This is a genomic window from Pseudomonas sp. GW821-FHT07G10, from assembly GCF_059418545.1.
The window spans coordinates 25886-47119 of the sequence record NZ_JBWKQB010000042.1 but is presented as its reverse complement, the minus strand read 5'-3'; the positions used below and the strand labels follow the sequence as shown (position 1 = coordinate 47119).

The 21234-nt window shown below is 58.0% G+C and carries 22 protein-coding genes; 13 read left to right on the top strand and 9 right to left on the bottom strand.

The window, feature by feature from the left end; genetic code table 11:
- Positions 1–960 precede the first annotated feature (960 nt).
- From AC07O1_RS28640 to AC07O1_RS28630, 3 genes are all read right to left on the bottom strand, one after another.
- The gene (locus tag AC07O1_RS28640) at positions 961–1185 is read right to left on the bottom strand and encodes a hypothetical protein (RefSeq protein ID WP_495090979.1); all 225 of its coding nucleotides are present in this window, start codon (positions 1183–1185) and stop codon (positions 961–963) included.
- Between the two features lie 252 nt (positions 1186–1437).
- The gene (locus tag AC07O1_RS28635) at positions 1438–1596 is read right to left on the bottom strand and encodes a hypothetical protein (protein WP_495090977.1); all 159 of its coding nucleotides are present in this window, start codon (positions 1594–1596) and stop codon (positions 1438–1440) included.
- Positions 1597–1696: 100 nt separating this feature from the next.
- Positions 1697–2566 (bottom strand): LysR substrate-binding domain-containing protein, encoded by an 870-nt coding sequence (locus AC07O1_RS28630; RefSeq protein ID WP_495090976.1) that lies wholly within the window; start codon positions 2564–2566, stop codon positions 1697–1699.
- A 129-nt stretch (positions 2567–2695) separates the two neighbouring features.
- On the opposite strand from AC07O1_RS28630, the gene AC07O1_RS28625 reads away from it, so the two are divergent.
- On the top strand, positions 2696–3310 hold the full coding sequence (locus AC07O1_RS28625; RefSeq protein ID WP_495090975.1) for a DUF1989 domain-containing protein: 615 nt from the start codon (positions 2696–2698) through the stop codon (positions 3308–3310).
- Positions 3311–3397: 87 nt separating this feature from the next.
- Positions 3398–4339, top strand: a complete 942-nt coding sequence (locus tag AC07O1_RS28620) for a LysR substrate-binding domain-containing protein (protein WP_495090974.1) — start codon at positions 3398–3400, stop codon at positions 4337–4339.
- Here AC07O1_RS28620 and AC07O1_RS28615 read toward each other — a convergent pair.
- Positions 4329–5753, bottom strand: coding sequence for an amidase family protein (locus tag AC07O1_RS28615; protein WP_495090973.1), 1425 nt, complete (start codon positions 5751–5753; stop codon positions 4329–4331). The genes AC07O1_RS28620 and AC07O1_RS28615 overlap by 11 nt on opposite strands.
- Positions 5719–6387 carry an FMN-dependent NADH-azoreductase gene (locus AC07O1_RS28610; protein WP_495090972.1) on the bottom strand — a complete coding sequence of 223 codons (669 nt, stop codon included), beginning with the start codon at positions 6385–6387 and terminating at the stop codon, positions 5719–5721. The genes AC07O1_RS28615 and AC07O1_RS28610 overlap by 35 nt, the downstream gene beginning before the upstream one ends.
- 333 nt (positions 6388–6720) lie before the next feature.
- Here AC07O1_RS28610 and AC07O1_RS28605 point away from each other — a divergent pair, with 333 nt between their 5' ends.
- The 3 genes from AC07O1_RS28605 to AC07O1_RS28595 all read left to right on the top strand — a co-directional run bounded on the left by AC07O1_RS28605 (position 6721) and on the right by AC07O1_RS28595 (position 9315).
- Positions 6721–8151, top strand: a complete 1431-nt coding sequence (locus tag AC07O1_RS28605) for a purine-cytosine permease family protein (protein ID WP_495090971.1) — start codon at positions 6721–6723, stop codon at positions 8149–8151.
- A 137-nt stretch (positions 8152–8288) separates the two neighbouring features.
- Positions 8289–8411: a hypothetical protein gene (locus AC07O1_RS28600; protein ID WP_495090970.1), complete on the top strand. Its 123-nt coding sequence runs from the start codon at positions 8289–8291 to the stop codon at positions 8409–8411.
- Between the two features lie 115 nt (positions 8412–8526).
- Complete coding sequence (locus tag AC07O1_RS28595) at positions 8527–9315, top strand: creatininase (RefSeq protein WP_495090969.1); 789 nt, start codon at positions 8527–8529, stop codon at positions 9313–9315.
- A gap of 156 nt (positions 9316–9471) precedes the next feature.
- Here AC07O1_RS28595 and AC07O1_RS28590 read toward each other — a convergent pair whose 3' ends face one another.
- The 4 genes from AC07O1_RS28590 to AC07O1_RS28575 all read right to left on the bottom strand — a co-directional run bounded on the left by AC07O1_RS28590 (position 9472) and on the right by AC07O1_RS28575 (position 14227).
- Complete coding sequence (locus tag AC07O1_RS28590) at positions 9472–9747, bottom strand: hypothetical protein (RefSeq protein ID WP_495090968.1); 276 nt, start codon at positions 9745–9747, stop codon at positions 9472–9474.
- 323 nt (positions 9748–10070) lie between these two features.
- Entirely contained in the window at positions 10071–11399 is a 1329-nt protein-coding gene (locus tag AC07O1_RS28585) for an OprD family porin (protein WP_495090967.1), read from the bottom strand.
- A gap of 64 nt (positions 11400–11463) precedes the next feature.
- On the bottom strand, positions 11464–13008 hold the full coding sequence (locus tag AC07O1_RS28580; protein ID WP_495090966.1) for an MFS transporter: 1545 nt from the start codon (positions 13006–13008) through the stop codon (positions 11464–11466).
- A 10-nt stretch (positions 13009–13018) separates the two neighbouring features.
- The gene (locus AC07O1_RS28575) at positions 13019–14227 is read right to left on the bottom strand and encodes an aspartate transaminase (RefSeq protein WP_495090965.1); all 1209 of its coding nucleotides are present in this window, start codon (positions 14225–14227) and stop codon (positions 13019–13021) included.
- Positions 14228–14536: 309 nt separating this feature from the next.
- Between AC07O1_RS28575 and nac the strand changes: the two genes are divergently transcribed.
- From nac to AC07O1_RS28535, 8 genes are all read left to right on the top strand, one after another.
- The gene (gene nac / locus AC07O1_RS28570) at positions 14537–15442 is read left to right on the top strand and encodes a nitrogen assimilation transcriptional regulator NAC (protein ID WP_495090964.1); all 906 of its coding nucleotides are present in this window, start codon (positions 14537–14539) and stop codon (positions 15440–15442) included.
- A 114-nt stretch (positions 15443–15556) separates the two neighbouring features.
- Positions 15557–15985, top strand: a complete 429-nt coding sequence (locus AC07O1_RS28565) for an acetyl-CoA carboxylase biotin carboxyl carrier protein (protein WP_495090963.1) — start codon at positions 15557–15559, stop codon at positions 15983–15985.
- 31 nt (positions 15986–16016) lie between these two features.
- The gene (gene accC, locus AC07O1_RS28560) at positions 16017–17369 is read left to right on the top strand and encodes an acetyl-CoA carboxylase biotin carboxylase subunit (RefSeq protein ID WP_495090962.1); all 1353 of its coding nucleotides are present in this window, start codon (positions 16017–16019) and stop codon (positions 17367–17369) included.
- Positions 17366–18037, top strand: coding sequence for a 5-oxoprolinase subunit PxpB (gene pxpB, locus AC07O1_RS28555; RefSeq protein WP_495090961.1), 672 nt, complete (start codon positions 17366–17368; stop codon positions 18035–18037). Before accC ends, pxpB begins: the two co-directional genes overlap by 4 nt.
- Positions 18034–19005, top strand: a complete 972-nt coding sequence (locus tag AC07O1_RS28550) for a 5-oxoprolinase subunit C family protein (protein ID WP_495090960.1) — start codon at positions 18034–18036, stop codon at positions 19003–19005. The genes pxpB and AC07O1_RS28550 overlap by 4 nt, the downstream gene beginning before the upstream one ends.
- A gap of 12 nt (positions 19006–19017) precedes the next feature.
- Positions 19018–19449 (top strand): acetyl-CoA carboxylase biotin carboxyl carrier protein, encoded by a 432-nt coding sequence (locus AC07O1_RS28545; protein WP_495090959.1) that lies wholly within the window; start codon positions 19018–19020, stop codon positions 19447–19449.
- Complete coding sequence (locus AC07O1_RS28540; protein ID WP_495090958.1) at positions 19446–20213, top strand: LamB/YcsF family protein; 768 nt, start codon at positions 19446–19448, stop codon at positions 20211–20213. The genes AC07O1_RS28545 and AC07O1_RS28540 overlap by 4 nt, the downstream gene beginning before the upstream one ends.
- 164 nt (positions 20214–20377) lie before the next feature.
- Positions 20378–21130, top strand: coding sequence for an SDR family oxidoreductase (locus AC07O1_RS28535; RefSeq protein WP_495090957.1), 753 nt, complete (start codon positions 20378–20380; stop codon positions 21128–21130).
- Positions 21131–21234 lie beyond the last annotated feature (104 nt).

Here is a 21234-nt window from a genome sequence, read left to right as displayed (position 1 = left end):
GCTGCGTATTCTGAACGAAAAAGTCCGAGTCCGTTCATTTTTTGATCAATTGTCCCGACAAACGGCAGTGAAATGGACGGTGGCATATTGCCAGTTTTGATGGCGCAGCCAGCACCATTACTGGGTTTACGGCCAACCAGCGTGCCGCTGAGAACCGCTGCGCAAGGCCCAAAGTAGCCACGCTTGTCGCCTTACTCCTGAGTTATGCGACAACTCACTCGCGCCTGACGGTAAAGGCTTTGCGATGTCACGTGAGTCTGTCGCAGGAGGTAGGCGGAAGGGATTCGAAACCCCTCGGTCATCAACGCGTTTTTTTGCTTTTATACCCGTGCGTGAATGACGTGCGATACGAGGCAAAAATGGGGTAAGCCGTTCGCCATTCAATGTCAATCAGTGCCAAGCGCTTAATTAACCGACTTGTCAAAAAAAACCTACAGCCCATATTTCAGGGGGGGTAGGTTTTTTTGCGTTAATACTCCAGCGCAATTGGCGCATGGATAGGTGCGCCCGGGTCAAGCCGGAGGGTATACCGCAGACGCACAGATCTGCGTTGCCATTTGCCCAAGAGAGTTACCTCCGATGATTACTGATTTTCCACCAGCAGGTACCAGTGCCCATGTGTAGCCAATGTAACTCCCGTAACTATTTTTGCTATTAACTTCAACGCACCAAGAGTCCTTGGTCTTGTCGCGGCTCTCCCCCCCTTGCATCTGCCGTAATGAAGAATGTGTCTCTGAATTTTGCACTGTCCGGGTCTTTCATGTCGTGACTGACAAATGTGTGGGCTAACAGCATGGCGTTTTCCGGCATTGGGTAACGATAGAGAATCGTTGCGGGTGCTACATGGGTCGGCGCTGGGTGCTGTTGAGCGGTGCAGCCGGTGAGCAAAATAAGTGCCAATGATGCCGATACATTTCATCCGGACCAGCCTTCCTTTGATGGTGGGGTGCTTCAGCAGGATCACTCCGGCGTCATGAGCACGGGGAGCGTAATCTTAATAAACTCTTCGTTCCTATCGATCGTGTCCAGGGCACCGCGTACGTTATCGGCGACGTCAGCTAATCCTCGCTGCTCAACCCAGTTCGAAAGCGCCAGGATGGCAGCCTCAAGGGCGAGCTGGTTTTCGTTGATCTTGTAGAGCAGAGCAGAGCAGGGAAGGGAAGGGAGCAGGTCTGAGTTTGGTATCGCGACAGCTTTGGCACAAGCAGCAACGACGTGCGTTAGAGCAAGAGAGCAAGAGAGCAAGAGAGCAAGAGAGCAAGAGAGCAAGAGAGCAAGAGAGCAAGATTTTAGTGCCAAGTACCTTGAAAAACGCCGCTTGATACACCCAAAAAACAAGTCCAGAATCAAGTCCATTCCTGCTTCAGGAGTAAAAGAAACCTCTTAGATTTCAATGGGGCGGACGCTAGATGCGAGTCTCGTTTCCCACTCCAAGCATTAAAAAATGGATCGCTGAAAAGAGGTCCATTTTTTTCGTCCAAAGAAAAGTGCAGTCAGCGCCGCGCTAGAACATTCCTTACCGCCGTCTTTCTCTCCCAGGGGGCCTTCAGGCTGCCCGAAAATCTGCTGAGCATCGGGCGGGTTATTGGCATTCATATCAATGACACCTACCTCACTGAGGGACGTATCGACCTCTCCAGAATCCGGCCATTAGCCCGGCTCGGTGACGGCCCGTTCTCAACGATCACCGAGACCTTTAAAGGTGTTGCCTGAGGTAATGCGCAAATTCTCGCGCCAGTTGTGACGGCTCTTCCTGCGTGGGAAGCAGTAGCGCAATTTCGTATTTGATCGCCGGCGAGAAGGGCTTCAGGACAAGATTACCGGTGAAGGGCAGGCTGACCACCGGATCGACGATCCCGACGCCCATGCCGGAGCTGACCAGTTCGCATGCAGTCGAGAAGAACTCTGTCTCGGCCACCACGTTCCAGGATGACCCGTACGCCGAAAAAGCCATGGCCAACTGTTGGTAGATAGGGTCGCCCTTGAAGAGCGAAACGAACGGCACGCCATCCAGATCCGCAGGGGTAATCACGTCCAGTTCTGCGAGGGGGTGACCGATTGGCACCATGCACTGGCATTCATACGAAATCACCTCCATGTTGGATGTCGGGTAGTCGAGCGGCAGTTCGGCAATGGCCAGGTCGAATTGCTGCGTCGTCATCAGCTCACGAACAGACTGGGAGTTTCGAGTGATGATCTTGAGTTCAAGTCCCGGACGTTCTTTCGCGAACTCGGCCATTAATCGTGGCAGCAGGCTGATCGAGATACTGGCGTAGGCGGCGATCGCCAGATGGCCTCGTTTCCCCGTTCGAATTTCCTTGGCGATGCGATTGGTTTTCTCCACTGCCTCCAGCGCACGTTCAGCCTCGACGAAAAACAGTCGGGCTTCAGGGGTGGGTTGCAGGCGACCGCCTTTGCGCACGAACAGCTTGAGGCCCGTTTCATGCTCCAGATTGGCAATGGTGCTGCTGATGGCTGGCTGAGAAATACTCAAGAGCTCTGCAGCGCGGGTCATCGTGCCGTGGATCATCAGGGTTCTGAAACATTCAAGTTGCCGGATTCGCATGACCCACCCTATAGATTTTACTTATGCCGAGGCCACTTTATATTATTGGTTTGAGGTTTTCCTCTGTGTTTTCCTTGAATGCAGGTACCCGGCCCACCGGCCATCAGCCTTGCAGAAGAGAACAAAGACATGAATGCAGTTACTTCGATTCACCCCGGTGAACTGGTCCGCCTGCCTGCCCGGCGCGGTGTTGCGGTCCGGTTGCAACAGGGGCAAACCCTCACCCTCATCAATACGCATGGCAAGCAGGTTGTAGACACCTGGGCGTTCAACCTGGATGACCTCTGCGAGGCCATGTCGATGGAGCACAGTCGTCCTTTCTGGTTGAAGCTCAACCCGTGCAAGGGGGACAGTCTCGTGACCAACAAACGCCGAAAAATCCTGACGCTCACAGAGGACACGACACCCGGTGTGCACGACACGCTGGTTGCCGCTTGTGATCCGACTCGTTACGTGCAACTGGGGGTTGTCGGCCATCACGACAGCTGCAACGAAAACCTTTTCCTGGCCCTGGACGCCCTCGGCCTGGTTGTTCCCGAAACCCCGAGTCCCTTGAACCTTTTCATGAATGTTCCGGTTTATCAGGATGGGCGCATCGAGTTCGCGGCGCCGGTCAGTGAACCGGGGCAGTATGTCTGCCTTAAAGCGGAAATGGACGCTATTGTGGTCCTCTCTGCCTGTCCCCAGGACATCACTGCCGTAAACGGAATGCGGCCCCAGGACGTTCACTACTACGTCATCTGATGCCAGGCAAAGCTTGCTGGCGGGTGTTGTCTGCCGGCAGGAAACTGAACCCGCCGCAAGCACACAGTCAAGTGCCTGGAGAAAGCGATGCGCAAAATACCACCTCTGAATTCCGTCCGGGCGTTTGAGGCTGTAGCACGTCACCAGAGTTTTTCTGCTGCTGCGAAGGAGCTCTCTGTGACGGTCGCCGCGGTCAGTCATCAAGTTCGGCAACTGGAAGACGGGTTGGGGCAAAAGCTCCTGGAAAGGGGCCGGACGGTGACCCTCACATCCGCTGGCAAAGCGATCTATCCGCTGTTGCGAGATGGCTTTGACCAGATTGCCCAGGCGTTTACCCTGTTAGGTGCGCCAAAGGAGGGGGATGCCATTCAGGTTTCCACCACACGTGCATTCGCGGAACGATGGCTTATGCCGCGCCTGGCAAAGTTCAACGCGATTTATCCGAACATCGTGGTGTCTATCCACGCCTCAGAGAAAGTGGTGGATCTGCGTTCAGAAACCGTCGATCTGGCGATTCGATATGGTCCGGTCGATGCCGATGTGCGGGGGCCGGTGTTGTTCGAGGATCGGTACATCGCGGTCGCGGATAAAAGTATCTGTCCGGTCGACCGCAACGCAACGATCAACGACTTTCATAATCGCTCGCTGCTGGCGTTCAAATGGAAGAATCAGGCACTCGAAGCGCCCTCGTGGTCAGCCTGGCTGGCCCGGGTTGAACACGATACATCCCGGGATTTCCGCATCTCCTGGTACAGCGAGGAAACCCTTGCGCTGCATGCGGTAGAGCGGGGGTTGGGGCCACTGCTGTGCAGCAATGTGTTGATTGACGATGAGCTTCGCTCCGGTCGAATGCGTCGGGTGGAAGGCCCAACCTTGTCAGGTTTCACCTACCACCTGATAGAAGACAACAATTGCAGTCCACGCCGCAGCCTTTCGTTGTTCAGAGAATGGCTGCTGAGCGAGGCACAGTCATTCAGGGGAAACACCCTGAATGACGTGGCAGGACATCAACTGGCGCTTACGTCCTGAGACCTGCTGCGAGAAGGGTCGATTCTATCGCCAGACATGCACTGAGCAGTTGATCATCGCGACCTCGGGTCGTCGAGAACAGGGTTGAGGTGGCAAGCCCGATGCTGTCCTTGCCGGACGGGATTGCCACCCCCGGCATATCCAGCAGACTTCCAATCATAGTGAGTGACAAGGTCTCAAGATTGACGGCCGCAAAAAGCGCGTTGTCATTCTCCAGTGGCGCCATCGGCGGGGCGACATGCTTGACCGTCGGCATGACCAGAATGGCGCCGTCGAGCTCACTCTCGATAGCAGACATCAGCTCCACGCGCAGATGTCGAATCCTGGCTTCGGTAGCCGGGTCGATTTCCTTGGCCGAGCGCAGACGAGCACGCACACGCCTGTCCATCCGAGATCCTTCTGGACCTTCTACTGCCGGGCCCAGGAGGCGCCAGGCTTCTATCGCCCCCAACCAGCCCGAGCGGGTAATGAGTTCACGGGTACGGGCGACTGCGACAATCGGCCAATACTCAACCTGCGCACCGGCCGCACGAAGCCGTTCCATCATCGAGACAAGGTTGTGTTGTACCGCTGGCTGTAACGCCGGGTCAGACATCACACTGTCGTCGACCACAAAGCGAAGGCCTGAAAGGTTGATGGACGTAATGTCCGCGTCTTTAAAACCGCGCATCGCCGCGTCAAGCGCAACGCAATCCGCTACGGTATGGGCGAAAGAGCCTAGGCTATCAAGCGTGATGGCAAGCGGGTGAACGCCTTCCATGCCGTAACGGTCCGAGGAGGCTTTGTACCCAACCAATCCGTTGAAAGCCGCTGGAATGCGAATCGAGCCGGCGGTGTCAGTGCCGATGGCGCTGCTGACGATACCCCGTTGAACCGCGATGGCCGAGCCGGAAGAAGAGCCGCCTGGAACCCGACTTTCTCCGACCGCGACGTCGGAAGTCGGGGTTCCAAAATGAGGATTCAGACCCAGGCCGGAATAAGCAAACTCCGTGAGGTTGGTTTTACCCAGCGGGATCATCCCCTGGGCCGTGAGTGCTGCGATGACTGCCGCATCCTTGACCGCCATCGGAGCATCGACCCGGGTAATGGAACCGGCAGTTGTTCGACTACCGGCAACATCTAGCAAGTCCTTGACCGCGTAGGGAATACCGTCAAAAGCGCTCAATTGGGCCCCTCGATGCCATCGCCGGGTCGACGCGTTCGCGTCATTGATGGCGCGCTGTTCAAGTATGGAAATGAACACGTGCTCCGAGTTTTTGGCCGCCGCCAATGCGGATTCGATCAACTCATCAGGTGTCGTAAGGCCTTGTCTCAATCGTTCAGCGGTTTGCAGCACAGTGATCATGATTTCTCCCATTTTTGGCGGCGGTAAGGGGTAGTCAAGCCGGAGAAAGCAGGCTTTGTCGTTCTTCAATCATTTGTCTGGCCAGGACCGGAACGGCATCGAAAGCATCCGCGATGGAGGCTTCATGGCGAGCGTCGCCAAATTCCTGGTAGTCGATGGAGATGACGTGGGTTTCATTCACGCCCAGGTAGTGTGCGCAGGTCTGAATGTGAGTGTCTAAGTGGTTCATGGTTTCGCGAACGCCACCGGGGCCAAATCCAAATTCACCTCGGGAAGATAAAATGACCAGTTTCTTGCCGCTCATGATGGGTTCCAGGGGGTGGTCGCCCCGGTCGAGATCGAACGTGAAAGTCTTGCCGATACGAATCACTTTGTCGAACCAGGACTTGAGGGCGGCCGGCATCCCGTAGTTGTACATCGGGGTGCCGATAACGATGACGTCGGCGCGGTCGATCTCATCGATCAGTTCATCCGAGAGCCGGATCTCCTCACGCTTTTCGGGCGTCATGTGCTCTTCGGGCGTAAAGACCGCGGCAATCCAGGCTTCTGTCACGAAAGGGGGAGGGTTGTGTCCAACGTCACGGGCAATAACTTGCGTATTGCCATCGTGCTCAACCCAGGCCTCGACAAATGCCTGTGACAGTTTACGGCTCAGGGAACGGTCAGATCGTGCGCTGGCATCAATGTGAAGGAGGGTGGTCATGTGATGCTTCCTGTTAAGCCTGAAGTGGAATTACTTCAGTAGCTGAAACAAGTTGGCCACGACCATCGACGGTCCGGCTATTGATTTATATTTAAGTAGCGTCAAATAAAACTCAATAAGCGAGTTTTCTGTGTCGGGTGGGGTTAAACCCCTCTTTTATTTCGACTCTGGAGTGGCGGATACAGGGTTTGGTGACTTGCACAATTGAGCAAAATTTAATGCGGTCCTTTTTTTAAAGGATGGTTTAGTTATTATCAATTACATAAACGTACAGACCTCGCTTTAATGGCTCGGGGCGATTCACGTGGTCGCCGGTCAGCGAGGAAAACAATAATGTCAACGCGTCGCGAATCTGAGAAATGCTTAATTAACGAGGCCAATTATGATGCGCTGGGCATTGAGCCCGTGCCCGATAGCCATCGTACTTCAACGCCGCTGGACCAGTTCTGGATCTGGGCTGGGGCCAATGTGGCACCGATTAACTGGGTGTTGGGTGCAATCGGTATTCAGCTGGGGTTGAGCTTGATTGAAACCCTGCTGGTGATTGTGGTCGGTAATCTGCTGGGCGCCGCCTTGTTCGGAGCCATCTGCATCATGGGCCACCGCACGGGGGTGCCCCAAATGGTGCTTTCCCGGCTGGCGTTCGGCCGGCGCGGTGCTTACCTCCCAACCATCATGCAAGTACTGATGCCGATGGGGTGGGTGGCCACCAATACATGGATAGTCCTGGATCTTGCGGTAGCCGCCCTGGAAAAAATCGGTATCAGTGGTGGCATGGAGCTCAAATACGGTATCGCTTTGGCCGTCATGGTTATCCAGGTTGGTATTGCAGCCTGGGGCTTTAATGCCATCAAGTGCTTTGAGCGCTACACCATGCCGGTGATTCTACTGATCATGGTGGTGATGACCGTGCTGGCCTTCACCCATGTGAATATCCAGTGGCAGACCTCGACCACCGAGGGTATCAGCAAGCTGTCGGCCATGAGTAGCCTCATGACGGCGATAGGGATCGGCTGGGGCATTTCGTGGCTGGTATACGCCTCGGATTACACCCGCTTCACCCAGAGCAAACTGTCTGATGGTCAGGTGTTTCGGTCGACGTTTCTCGGCATGTTCCTGCCCACCGTATGGCTGGCCTTTCTTGGCGCTGCAATTGCGTCTGCGGGCGGAGGCTCGGACCCTGCGCAGCTCATCATTGCGGTCTTCGGCACGATGGCGCTCCCGGTACTCCTTGTGCTGTTACACGGCCCGGTCGCGACCAACATCGTGGTCATTTACTCAGCGGCACTGGCAACGTTGTCTCTGGATCTGCGAGTGCCACGCTGGGTTGTTTCGACGGTCTCGGGCGTGGTTGCGCTGTTCATGCTCTACCTGTTCCTGCAATCGGGCGAGTTTGTACATGCCTTTGAAAACCTGATGGTCTTTTTCGTGGTGTGGATCAGTCCGTGGGCCGGTATCACGCTGGTCGATTTTTTCCTGATTCGCCGTGGTCAGGTCGATCTGAAGTCGCTGTATTGCCATCACTCGGAAAGTTCATGCACGGACTTGAACTGGAGAGGCGTATTTGCACTTGCAATGGGTGTGCTGGCGGCTTGGTTGTTTCAGATTGGGACAATCAAGTCATTACAAGGCCCTATTGCAATGGCCCTTGGAGGTATTGACTTGTCCTGGTTGGCGGGGTTTGGCGTGGGGGGCGGAATTTACTACTGGTTACACCGCTCACGGCGAACAGAAGTTATTCCCTCGTCGGTGATGGCTAAGTAAAAATTAGTGTTGTGCAACTGTTAAATCATTAAAGAGGTCAATGCGGGTGTCTCACCTTGAACAAACTAATGTGCTGGCGGCGTTGAACGCCGGAGCAGAGATCGATGCGTTCTTGGGTAACGTCGTGGAGATTGCGATTGTTACTCGTGCTGAAGCTGGAGATCGGCCCGTGGCGGGTGTACATCTTCAGCCCGGAAAACACGCAAAACCAGACTTGCCACGGTGATCCGGCCGACTTTTTACTGAAAGTCTGCCCGTAACCCTAGTTGTGGTATCCGTCGCGAGCATAAGCCCACGCGGCATCGTCTCAGCGCTGATGGCATGTCGGACGCTGAGGCATTCGCCGCTTCGAAAAGACACCAGGAGTACAGTCTCATGAACAATGTTCGTATGGATAACATCAGTTGGGTCGATTATGAGCGCCGGGTGCAATCAGGTGCAGTGGTCTTTCTGCCCATTGGCGCGACTGAACAGCACGGGCCCCACTTGCCTCTGGGAACCGACGCATTACTGGCCAGCGCAATCAGTGAAGATGTAGCCAGGGAAATCGACGGCGTTGTCGCCCCGGCGCTGTCCTATGGCTATAAATCCCAGCCCAAATGTGGAGGAGGGCAGCACTTTTGCGGAACCACCAGTGTTGATGGCGCGACCCTGATTGCAATGGTGCGGGATGCCGTCCGTGAATTTCATCGCCATGGTGTGAAGCGCTTGGTTCTGGTGATCGGTCACTACGAAAATCAGTGGTTCGTGACCGAAGGCATTGAGCTGGCGATGCGTGATTTGGGTCCGAATACTGGATTGGAGGTCATGCGCCTCGAGCACTGGGAATTCGTGAAACTGCAGACTCTCGACAAGATATTCCCCGACGGTTTTCCGGGAATTGCGCTGGAACATGCCGCGGTCATCGAAACATCGATGATGCTGCACTATCACCCGCAGCTGGTTTCTCTGGACCAGATTCCCGATCACGGGCCGGCTGAGTTCCCGGTTTACGATATGTACCCTGCACGGGTCGAATGGGTACCTGTCAGTGGCGTGCTGTCATCTGCGCTGGGTTCCAGCGTTGACAAGGGAAGACTGCTAGTGACAGATGTCATCAGCGGAATCGTCCAGGCTGTCCGGTCAGAGTTCAGGCTCGCTCCGTCTTCAGCCGGGATTATTTAGTACGCAGCCACTCCTTGTTTCCATTTGTCGATGCTTAGCATCTGACACATCTGGACTTTGAAAAAGGCGCGCATGGCGGCGTTATTTGGCCGCTTCCTGTCTGTCGGCAATGGCCGAGTGGTCACGTCTCAGTAACCACGTATGCTGGAAAAGACATCATCGACTCGATCGGTGGGTGGGTGGGTGCTCGTAGATTGAGGGCAACACTGCATCGAGTCGATCGCCCAACAGATCCCAAGCACGCGTTTTCTCTTCGGCATAGTCTTGATACAGGTCGTGGCGTCTCCCCCGAGAGCCGGCCAGCTGATGGCTTTGGCAGCGATCGATGACGTCCAGGCTTACACCCAAAGCCTGCATCATGGTCGCACCGATACGGCGCTGGTCATGCGGCGTCCAGTCACCGTTCCGGTCGTCATCTACCTGTTTGCTCACCCCCTTCCGACCATATAATTCAAGGGGTTGCGAGATTTTATCTCGCAACCCCTTTTTATCTTCAGGCGTTTTTATCCCTACAATACGACTGGCTTTAGTGGAATCCTCGGGTGATACGAAGGTGGGAATTGGCCCCGCAGGCTTTGGCCGCAGCTTGATAAGTGAGTGGAACGACAACTTCGACCACGCGGATGCAGCACGATCCAGTGGTAAGAGCGTCCTCAGAAGCTTTATATCAGTCTTTTATCTGTCATCTACAACTGTGTGACCTGTATCGCCAGAGCACACTGGATGACGATGCACATCACCCAGCGTGTGGGTTTTTACAGAATGTTCAGCGGATAGCTGATGATCACCCGATGCTCGTCGCTGTCCCGTTGTGTGGACACTCCAGTGCGCAGCGAGGCATGGCGTAAAGCAATACTCAGATTCTTGAGCGGTCCTTGCTGGATGACATAACTCACGGTCAGATCGCGTTCCCACTCTTTTTTGTCGCCATCGGGCGTACGGATATTCGAGCCGCTTTCGTACATGCCCAGGAAGTTCAAGCCGGGAACCCCGACCGTCGCGAAATCATAGCCGTAGCGAACCTGCCAGGTGGTTTCCCCGGCGCGCTGGAACTTGCCGATCATCGATTCCGTCATGAAGTAAGCGGTCGATCCATCACCCTGGTTCAACCAGACCGCATCGCTGTCGCCACTGACTTGTTGCAGGCCAGCGGCGAAGGTGTGGCCGCTCACCAGGTAGGTGAATTGCGCGCTACTCAGGCGACTGTCGACCTTGCCTTTGGTCACGCCGTCGCCGTAGTCGCCGAAGGTAAAGAAGTCGGGATCATGACCGTTGGCACCATCGGAGCGGTTATCGAAGTGGCGCAGATCGGTACGCAGGGTACCGGGGCCTACCTGCCAGTCGTATTTGAGGCCGAGAAAATTCTGTTTGTAGAAGTCCTGAAGATTGCCGTAGTAGTACTGCAAGGTCAGGTCTTTGGTCGGCTTGTAATCAACCCCGCCGTAATAGAATTTGTTGACGAACTCGCCGGTCTGCGCGTTGTTTGCGCCGGGAATGGACATGCCCATCTGGTGGGTTACACCACGACCTTTGACATGTTCCAACTGACCGAGGGTGAAGGTGAAGTTTTCCAGGTCCCTGGATTGGATCTGCCCGCCGTTGAAAGTTTGTTGCAGCAAGCGGTCAGTGGACATCACCACCGGCAGCATCGGTACCAGGGTGCCGTATTTCAGTTCGGTGTTGGAGAACTTTGCTTTGGCGGTCAGGCCCAGGCTACCGAACTCGTCGACCGCTCGGCCATCATCGGTGGGGAAAATGTTGCCGGTGAAGGTTTTACCCTCAGGGTTGTAGTGCCGCCCTTTGCCGGAGTCCAGACGTATGCCGAACATGCCGATGGCATCCATCCCGAATCCGACCGTGCCTTGAGTAAAGCCGGACTGGAAGTTGGCAATGAAACCCTGGCCCCATTCCTGGGTGTAATTGGGGGCGGCAGCGCCGCTGCGGTTGTCGGCATTACTGAAAAAATTGCGGGCCAGCACGCTGAGTTTACTGTCTTCTACCAGGCCGGCGGCGTAACCCTGCTGAGCGATGATCAGGCCGCAAATTCCGGCTACTACTTTAGGTGCGCGATTGAAAAGCTCCATCGGAGTCGTCCCCATGCTGTTGTTGAGTGTTGTGAGAGGCAGTCAAAGGCGGCAGTTAAGTTTTTTATTGTTTTTCAGGAGCAGCGGTGGCCGGCAAGACGTTCAATCTCACGGGCGGCAAGCGGTACAGAATGAACAGCGCCAAGACTCCGATGCCGGCGCAGAGCACCAGGCCGACACCGACCGATTGGGCCAGCGCATCGCGGGCCAGGTTCAGCCATTGCGGGTGTTCGAGCAGGGCTGTATCGGGACGCAGGAGGATCTGCGGATCGGCATACAAGGCCAGTCCGTCAGCGTGTCCCTCAGCGATATAAAGACGCTGCAGGTTGGCGCTGTAGAGTAGGTTTACCAGCACTCCCATTCCGGCCGTCCCCAGCAATCCGCCGACCAGACGCAATGATTGGGTCAGCGCGGTCGCAATCCCGAGGAACTGGCGCTCGGCGAGGGTTTGAGTGAAGACCGTCAGGTTCAGCAGGATGAATCCCAGTCCAAGGCCCGCCAGCAGAATCAAGCCGAGCAACAGACTGAAAGACGCCCCACGTCCGGCGAGAGCCAGGCTGAGGCAGGCCAGCAACAGAGCTACAAAACCGCCCAGTGGCAACAGGTTCGGATTACGCAAACGGGTCACGATACGGCTGTTGACGATCGCGCCCAGGGTGATACTCAGCGCCAGCGGCGTGATCAGCAGACCAGCGTCCTGCGGCGAGTAGCCATAGCTGCCTTGCAGCAACAGTGGTAGATAGAATAACAACGAGAACATGATCGCCCCGGCTGCCACCGACAGCAGAAACAGCAGGCGCATGCTCGGTAGCCTGAGCAATGCCGAGGGCAGCAGTGCATGTGTACAGCGCCGCTCCCAAAACCACAGGACGACGGTCGCCGCCACACAACTCAATCCCAGCGCCACACTCAATATCAAGCTGGAATGCCCCAACCATTCGACGAACAGTTGCAGGCTGCCCAGCGCCAGGGCGATCAATAATGCGCCTGGCCAGTCCAGGCTGATCTTCGCCCGTTGTTGCGGGCGGTAGTAAGGCAGATAGCGCCAGGCGAAAAACAGCGCCAGGCAGCCCAACGGCAGATTGAGATAGAACACCGAGCGCCAGCCAAATGCGCCCGTCAGATAGCCACCCAATCCGGGGCCGATGGCGTTGACCACACTGAACAGGGCACTGAGCAGCATCTGCCAGCGCAGGCGTTGTCGGGTGTCGGGAAACAGTTCTGGAATGCAGGCGAACGCGGTGCCGATCAACATGCCGCCACCGACACCCTGCAAGGCGCGGCCGATCACCAGCAACACCATGTCGCTGGCCAGGGCGCAGGCCAGTGACGCCAGGGTGAAGATCAGTGTGGCGGCAATCACGAAGGGCTTGCGCCCATAGTAATCGCCCAATCGGCCAAAGATCGGGATGGTAACGATCGATGCCAGCATGTATCCCGTGGCGACCCAGGCGTAGAGCTCAAAGCCCTTGAGTTCGGCGACGATGCTCGGCAAGGCGTTGCCGATCACCGTCTGATCGAGCGCCGAGAGCATCAACACCAGCGAGATGCCAAGCATCGCGAGCAATGCCTGCTTGAAGCTCAGGGCAGGGTGGGTCGCCACAGTCATCGTTAGTTCCTCAGCCTAGAGCCGCAACGGCAGCGGCAATCCGCGAGCAACCTTCGTCGAGGGTCTTGATGTCGGTGGCTATCGACATCCGGAAGAATGGCGCCAGGCCATAGGCGGTTCCTGCCACGACGGCCACACCTTGGCTTTCCAGCAGGTACATGACCACGTCGTAGTCAGTGTCCAGTTGCTTGCCTTGGGCAGTGGTCTTGCCGAGCAAACCCGTACAGTTGACATACAGGTAGAACGCACCGTCGGGTTTGCGGCAGCTCAGGCCGGGAATGGCGTTGAGCAGGTCCAGGCAGCGATCACGTCGTTGCCGGTAGACCACCACACTTTCCTTGACGAAGCGTTGATCACCGTTGAGCGCTTCGACGGCTGCCGCCTGGCTGACCGAGCAGGCATTGCTGGTCGATTGCGATTGCAGGGTGGCCATGGCGCCGATCAAGTCGGCCGGGCCTGCGGCGTAGCCGATACGCCAGCCGGTCATGGCATAGGTCTTGGACACGCCGTTGACCACCAGGGTGCGCTCGGTCAACGCCGGTTCGATGGCGAGGATGTGCGGGTTGTCCAGGCCTTCATAGCGGATGTGTTCGTAGATGTCGTCGGTCATCAGCAATACATGCGGATGCTCGAGCAGCACATCGGCCAGGGCTCTTAGTTCGGCGGCGCTGTAGCTGGCACCGGTCGGGTTGCTGGGCGAATTGAGCAGCAGCCAGCGGGTGCGTTCGGTGATCGCGCCGCGCAATTGAGTCGGGGTCAGTTTGAAGGCGTTTTCTTCGGGGCAGGCGAGAGTGACGGGCTCACCTTCGCAGGCCAGCACCATGTCGGGGTATGACACCCAGTACGGCGCGGGAATCAGTACTTCATCTCCAGCGCCAAGGGTGGCGGCGAACGCATTGAAAATCGCACTCTTCGCGCCGCTGGTGACCAGGACCTGATTCGCGCCGTAGCTCAGACCGTTCTCCCGTGCCAGTTTGTCGACAATCGCCTGGCGCAACTGCGGGGTGCCGGCATTTTGCGTGTAACGGGTTTCGCCACGTTCGATGGCGGCGCTGGCAGCCTGCCGAATATGCGCCGGGGTATCGAAGTCCGGCTCGCCGACGACCAGGTTGATGATGGACTTGCCTTGCCGGCGCAGTTCGTTCGCACGATCGGAAGCGGCGCTGCTGGGCGATGGTTTGATACGTTGCACACGGGCGGCGATGCGGGAGGCGGTCACGTGTCGTTCCTCGTTGATGACGTTGACGAGGCCCTACAGTACGAGCCGCTGTCGGTGGACTCATAAGACGAGATCGTTCTGGTCTGATAGGAAGTGCTTATGGCTGGAACTGAACAGGGGTGGCACTAAAGTGGTGCGCTCAAGCCCGTACGCCTGTTGCGGGCACCAATTCGCACGCGAAGCGTCGAGCCATAGCAAAGGCTTATGGCTGAGCCGTGCAGTTAACAACGCGCGCGATCTCCGGGGCTGGCCTGGCTCTTGCTAAAGCCTGTGGGCAGCCTCCCTTTTTCGAGCAAGAGCACCGCCACCGTGAATCTGCGTCGTTTGAAGTATTTCGTGAAACTCGTCGATATCGGCAGCATGACCCAGGCCGCCGATGTGCTGCATATCGCGCAGCCGGCACTGAGTCAGCAACTGGCCACGCTGGAAGCAGAACTGCAGCAACAACTGCTGATCCGGACCAAGCGCGGGGTCACCGCGACCGAAGCGGGCAAGGTGCTTTATGGCCATGCGCAAATCATTCTGCGCCAATGCGAACAGGCTCAGAGTGACGTCAATGCCACCGGGCAGGCATTGTCCGGTCAAGTGTCGGTAGGCCTGGCGCCAGGCACCGCTGCATCGGCGTTGTCCTTGCCGTTGTTGCGCACGGTGCGCGAACGACATCCGGGCATTTTGCTGTACCTGAATGAAAACTTCGGTACCACGTTAAGCGAGTTGATCATGAACGGCCGGATGGACATGGCCGTGCTCTATGGTGGGCGTGAAGTGCATGGCTTGAGCTTCGTCTCGCTGCTGCGTGAGAACCTCTATCTGGTCAGCGCCGATCCCTCAGTCAGCGATCGTGAAGACATTCCTCTGGCCGAACTGGCGGACATGGACATGCTCCTGCCGCGTCCCTACAACGTCATGCGCCGTTTGGTGGACGAAGCCTTCCTGCGCATCGGCATGAACACGCGGGTGGTGGCTGAAATCGAATCTTCGATCACCTTGACCGCCGCAGTCGCCGAGCACTTCGGTTCGACCATCCTGCCCGAATCCTCGGCGCGGGTGATGGTCGCCGCCACCTCGGTGCACATGTGTCGCATTGTCGAGCCCGAGATCGAGGCGCCACTGGCGCTGTGTTTGTCCGGTCACCTGCCGCTTTCCGTGCCGGCCCAGGCAGTCAAGGCGATATTGCTCGAATTGGTCGCCGAGATGCGTGGCAGCCTCATCTAGCCAGTCATAAGGACGGCTTATTACCCCAAAGCCAAAGCGTCTTGGTCGCCTTTTGATGGGCTCGTTACATTGATCCCCATCCACTCAGACACGCTCGACAGGCAGGGGCCACGCATGGATTCAGAACGCATCAAGGGGTTGATCGATTTGCTAGCCGAATCCGATCTGCTCGAACTGAGTCTGACCGAAGGCGACAGCACGGTTCGTCTTTTCAAGCAGACAGGGAAGGTCCAGGCGGCCGAGTCGGTGGCCGATCATTCGCCGGTATCGACTCCGCTGTTACCCAGGGTTGATGCCCCAACGGTGGAGGTGCTCGAGATCAAGGCCAGCCTGTACGGCGTCCTGCATCTGACGCCCGCCGCGGGGGAAGCGCCATTTGTCACGGTCGGTGAGCAGATCGAAGCCGGCCAGACCCTGGCGGTCATCGAAGCAATGAAAATGTTCCACCCGGTCAAGGCCAAATCCGCTGGCAAGATCAACGCGATCCTCGCCCAGAGTGGTGCCGAAGTCGAAGCCGGTCAGTCGTTGTTCCGTCTCGGCTGACTCCAATCCCATCCTCTTTCAGGTGAATTCAATGTTCGACAAAGTGCTGATCGCCAACCGTGGCGAAATCGCCCTGCGCATTCAGCGTGCTTGCCGTGGCTTGGGGTTGCAGACCGTGGTGGTGCACTCCGAGGCCGATCGCCACGCCCGGTATGTGCAAAACGCTGACCTGGCCCTGTGCATCGGGCCGGCGTCACCGAGCCAGAGTTATCTGAACCAGACGGCGTTGCTGTTCGCCGCCAAGGTCAGCGGCGCTCAGGCGATCCATCCGGGTTATGGTTTTCTTTCGGAGAATGCCGGGTTTGCCGAGCGCATCGAAGCTGCTGGCCTGACCTTCATCGGCCCCAGCGCCGCGTGCATTCGCACCATGGGCGACAAAGTCGCCGCCAAGCGTGCGATGCGTGAAGCCGGCGTGCCGTGCGTACCTGGACCGGACTCGGTGATGCCAACCGACGATGACAGCATTCGCACCATCGCCCGGGAAATCGGCTACCCGGTGATCGTCAAGGCAGCCGGTGGTGGCGGTGGGCGCGGGATGCGGGTAGTGAAGGAGGCGGGAGAGCTGCTCGATGCGATCGCGTTGACCCGTGAGGAGGCGCGGCTGGCCTTTGGTAATCCGGAACTCTACATAGAGAAGTTTCTCGGCCATCCACGGCATGTCGAAATTCAGGTGTTATGCGATGCCCATGGCCACGCGATCTGGCTGGGTTGCCGCGACTGCTCTTTGCAACGACGGCACCAGAAAGTATTGGAAGAGGCGCCAGCACCGGGCATTGATCCTGAATTGATCGCCAAGGTCGGCGAACGCTGCGTGGCGGCTTGCCGGCAGATCGGCTATCGCGGCGTCGGTACTTTCGAGTTTTTGTATGAGGACGGCGAGTTCTTCTTCATCGAAATGAATACGCGGCTGCAAGTCGAGCACCCCGTGACCGAGATGACCACCGGCATCGATATCGTCCAGCAACAACTGCGCATGGCCCGAGGCGAAGTGCTGGAGCTGCGCCAACAGGACGTGCAACTCAATGGCCACTCGCTGGAGTGCCGGATCAACGCCGAAGACCCGCTGACCTTCATGCCGACTCCGGGGCTGATTCAGCGCTGGGAAGTCCCCGGCGGCTTTGGAATACGGGTCGATTCCCATGTCACCAGCGGTTATCGGGTGCCGCCTTACTACGACTCGATGGTGGCCAAGGTCATCACCCACGGCGCGACGCGCGATGAAGCCATGGCCCGTATGCGCCTGGCCCTGAGTGAAATGTGCGTGGAAGGCATCTCGACCAACATTCCCCTGCACCGCGACATTCTTGTCGACCCGGCGTTCTGTGCCGGTGGCGTGGACATTCATCACCTGGAGCGCTGGCTGCAACAACGGAGTCCGACATGAGTACTGCTTCTGTATCGCAGCGTCCGCATATCAGCCTGCTGGGTTCCACGGCCCTGCTGTTCGAAGTTCCCGGCGAGCTGAGTCTGGCGCCGCAGCAACGGATCTGGAGCCTGGCCTTGCAGGTCGGGCAATGGTCCGACATCCATGAAGCGGTCCCGGGGATGAACAACCTGATGCTGACCTTCGTCAAGCCGCCTCGTGACCTCAACGGTCTTTGCGAGCGACTGCTCGACGCGTGGGAGGCGAGCCAGCCGTTGCCGCTTGAAGGGCGCATCGTCGAATTGCCGGTGGTGTATGGCGGCGAGTTCGGTCCGCACATGAATGATGTGGTGGCGCACACCGGGCTGGATATCGACACCATCGCCAATCTGCATTGCGAGCCGCTGTATCCGGTGTACGCCTTGGGCAGCCATCCGGGTTACTGCTACCTAGGCGGCATGGATTCGCGTCTGGCCACGCCACGGCGGCAGGTGCCGGTGATCAGTATTGCCGCCGGCTCAGTGTCGATTGGCGGGGTGCAGACCGGTGTCTCCGCATCGGCCGGTCCCAGCGGCTGGAACACTATCGGCCGGACCGAAATGGCATTTTTCGACCCGACCCAAAACCCTCCGGCCATGCTGCGGCCGGGTGACATGTTGCGCTTGCGCATCGAGAGGATCATTCGATGATCGAGATTCTATCGGCCACCGCCCTGGCGACCGTGCAAGACTTCGGCCGCTTCGGCAGCCTGGGTTATGGCGTGGGAACCTCCGGCGCAATGGACCATCTGGCACTGGCACTGGGCAACCTGTTGCTGGGCAATCCCGAGGACGCGGCGGCTATCGAGATTCCACTGTTTCCGTTCGAGGTGCGGTTTGTTCAGGACTGTGCTTTCGCGGTGACCGGTGCCGCCTGCCAAGCCTCCCTCGACGGTCAACCATTGCCGCCGTTCTGGGTGGCGCAGGCCAGGGAAGGCCAAGTGCTCAGCCTTGGTTACCCGACTTCAGGCAGTCGCGCCTATCTGTGTCTGGCAGGTGGTGTCGACGTACCGCAGGTGCTTGGCTCGCGCAGCACTCAACTACGCGGTGAGTTCGGCGGCCTGCAAGGGCGGGCCTTAGTGCAGGGCGATCGGCTCTCGGCACTGCAGCCCGGAACGAGTGTGCTGCCCACAGATTTCGGCGTGGTGTCACCGAACCTGGCGTTGCCGTTGCAGCGCGATGGGCTGCCGGCCATGCGTGTACTGCCAGCTGCCGAATATGAGTGCTTTTTGGAGGAGTCTCGTACGGCGTTCTGGGCCGGCGAGTGGAAAATCACCACCCAGAGCAACCGCTACGGTTACCGGCTCGAAGGTGCGCCGATCTTGCCCTCCGCGCCGATGGAAATCCGCTCCCATGGCATCGTCCCTGGCGTGATTCAGGTGCCCCACGGTGGGCAACCCATCATTCAGATGCGTGACGCGCAACCCAGCGGTGGTTATCCGAAATTCGGCACGGTGATCGAAGCCGACCTCTGGCGCCTGGGGCAGGCACCGATCGGTAGCAAGGTGCGCTTTATCGAGTGCAGCTACACCGAAGCCGTCGCGGCCCTGGAAGACAATCAGCGCTACCTCGAGGAAGTTCGCCGCTTGGTCGAACTTCACGGGCTGGCCTCGCGTTAAGGACATTCAAACATGACAAATCAGGAAATCCGCCAGTTGGCGGTATGGCTGAAGGAGTCCCACCTGGCTGGCGCAGAAATACGTCGTCCGGGACTGCATCTGCTGCTCAAGCGCAGTTACGACGAGGTAGCGACGCCTGCGGCATTAACCGCACAAACCGCTGTGCCAGTGGCATCCGGCGCTATTGATGAACTGCGATTGACGACTCCAGGCCTGGGCCGCTTGCTGCTGACACACCCTGAGCATTGCGGGGTGCTGGCGGCAATCGGCAGTCGGGTGGAACAAGGCCAACTGGTTGCCCTGCTGCAAGTCGGCGACCTGCTGTTGCCGGTCCGCAGCCAAAGGGCAGGGCGGGTAGCTGAAGTACTGGTGCCCTGTGGCACGACCGTCGGCTATGGCGAGGCGTTCATGCACCTGACTGCGGCCGATGGGGAGACGTTATGAACATTGATTTGAACGCTGATCTGGGTGAGGGCTTCGGTCCCTGGCACATGGGTGAAGACCAAGCGTTGATGAGCCTTATCTCATCGGCGAACGTGGCGTGCGGTTTCCATGCCGGTGATCCGCTGATCATGGACAACACCGTGCGCCTGGCGAAGGCTGGCGCAATTGATCTGGGTGCGCATGTCGGCTTCCCGGACCTGATGGGCTTCGGTCGGCGTCAGATGAACATCGAGATCAGGGAGCTGGCGACTTACGTGGTCTATCAACTCGGCGCCCTGGCAGGGATGGCGGCAGTCAATGGCCACCGCATGACCCACATGAGTTTTCACGGCGCGCTGGGCAACATGGTCGCTGCCGATGCAACGCTGGCGGAGCCGTTGATCTGTGCAGTGGCCGCTTTCGATCCGACGCTGATTGTCAGTTCATCGAGCAGTCGGGCCATTGAGAACGCGGCCGAAAAATGTGGTTTGCGAGTCGCCACGACGTTTCTTGCCGATCGCGCCTACGACGATGACTGCCTGCTGGTGCCGCGCAAGATACCGGGGTCGGTGATCAAGGAGCCGGCGGCGGTGCTGCAGCGTGTTCGGCAGTTACTGGAGGAGGGCAGCGTCACCAGTATCAATGGCAAGCGGATTGCCGTGCCCGCGCACTCGATCCTGTTGCACGGTGACACGCCGGGCGCCGTGGAACTGGCACGCACGATTCGTCGTGAAATCGAGCAGTCCGGCGGCTGTATCACGCCTATTTCGCAGCTGCTGGCGTAGCGGTCGCTCTGTCATAAGCAGGGCTTATCGCCACACAACCATTGCGTCTTGGTCCAGCGCTTCAGGGCTGGATAGAGTCGAAGTCATCGCGATCACTCGAGTGATCCGCCTATATCCGGTCGATGCGCCTTGCGCAGTCGGCCCCGTAATACGAGGACAGGTTCATGCCATTTTCAGATTACCAAACCGCGCTGGTCACCGGCGCTTCTTCCGGCATTGGCGCCGCGGTCGTCGAGCGTCTCTGTCAGGAAGGCGTGCAGGTGCATGCCTTGGCCCGCAGCGCCGACAAACTGCAAGAACTGGCCGCTAAAACCGGCTGTATCGCTCACGCCATCGACGTCACCGATCTGGCCGGGCTGACACGTCTGTTCGAAACGCAGCAGTTCGACATTCTGGTGAACAACGCGGGTGTCGACCGCCCGGGCTCGATTCTCAAGGCCGACGCCGAAGGCATTGACCTGTTGATTGACGTCAACCTGCGCGCGGTACTGCATCTGGCGCGTCTGGCGCTGCCCGGCATGGTCGAACGTGATTGTGGCCACATCATCAACATCAGTTCGATTGCTGCTGCCTACAACTTCGGCGGCAACTCGACTTATCACGCGACCAAGGCGGCGGTGAGCATGCTCTCGCGGCAACTGCGCATCGATGCCTTTGGCAAACGGGTGCGGGTCACCGAGATCTGCCCGGGACGGGTGGCCACCGACATCTTCGCTCACGTCCATGGTGACTCCGAGGAAACCTACAAACGCTTCGTCGAGGGGTTTGAGCTGCCCCAGGCGAAGGACATCGCTGACGCCATCGCGTTTGCCATCGCTGCACCGATTGCGGTCAATGTCGGGCATATGGAAATCACCCCGACCCTGCAAGTGCCTGGCGGTCTTTCGACGGCCCGTCCGCAGGATTACCAGGGCTGAGCTTTTTACCAAGGCTGAGCTCTCGCTTCGCAACGTGCACTACAGAAGAACGGATCGATCCGTCATCGCAGTACCTACGCCACGGCTGTGCCTGGCGACTTTTT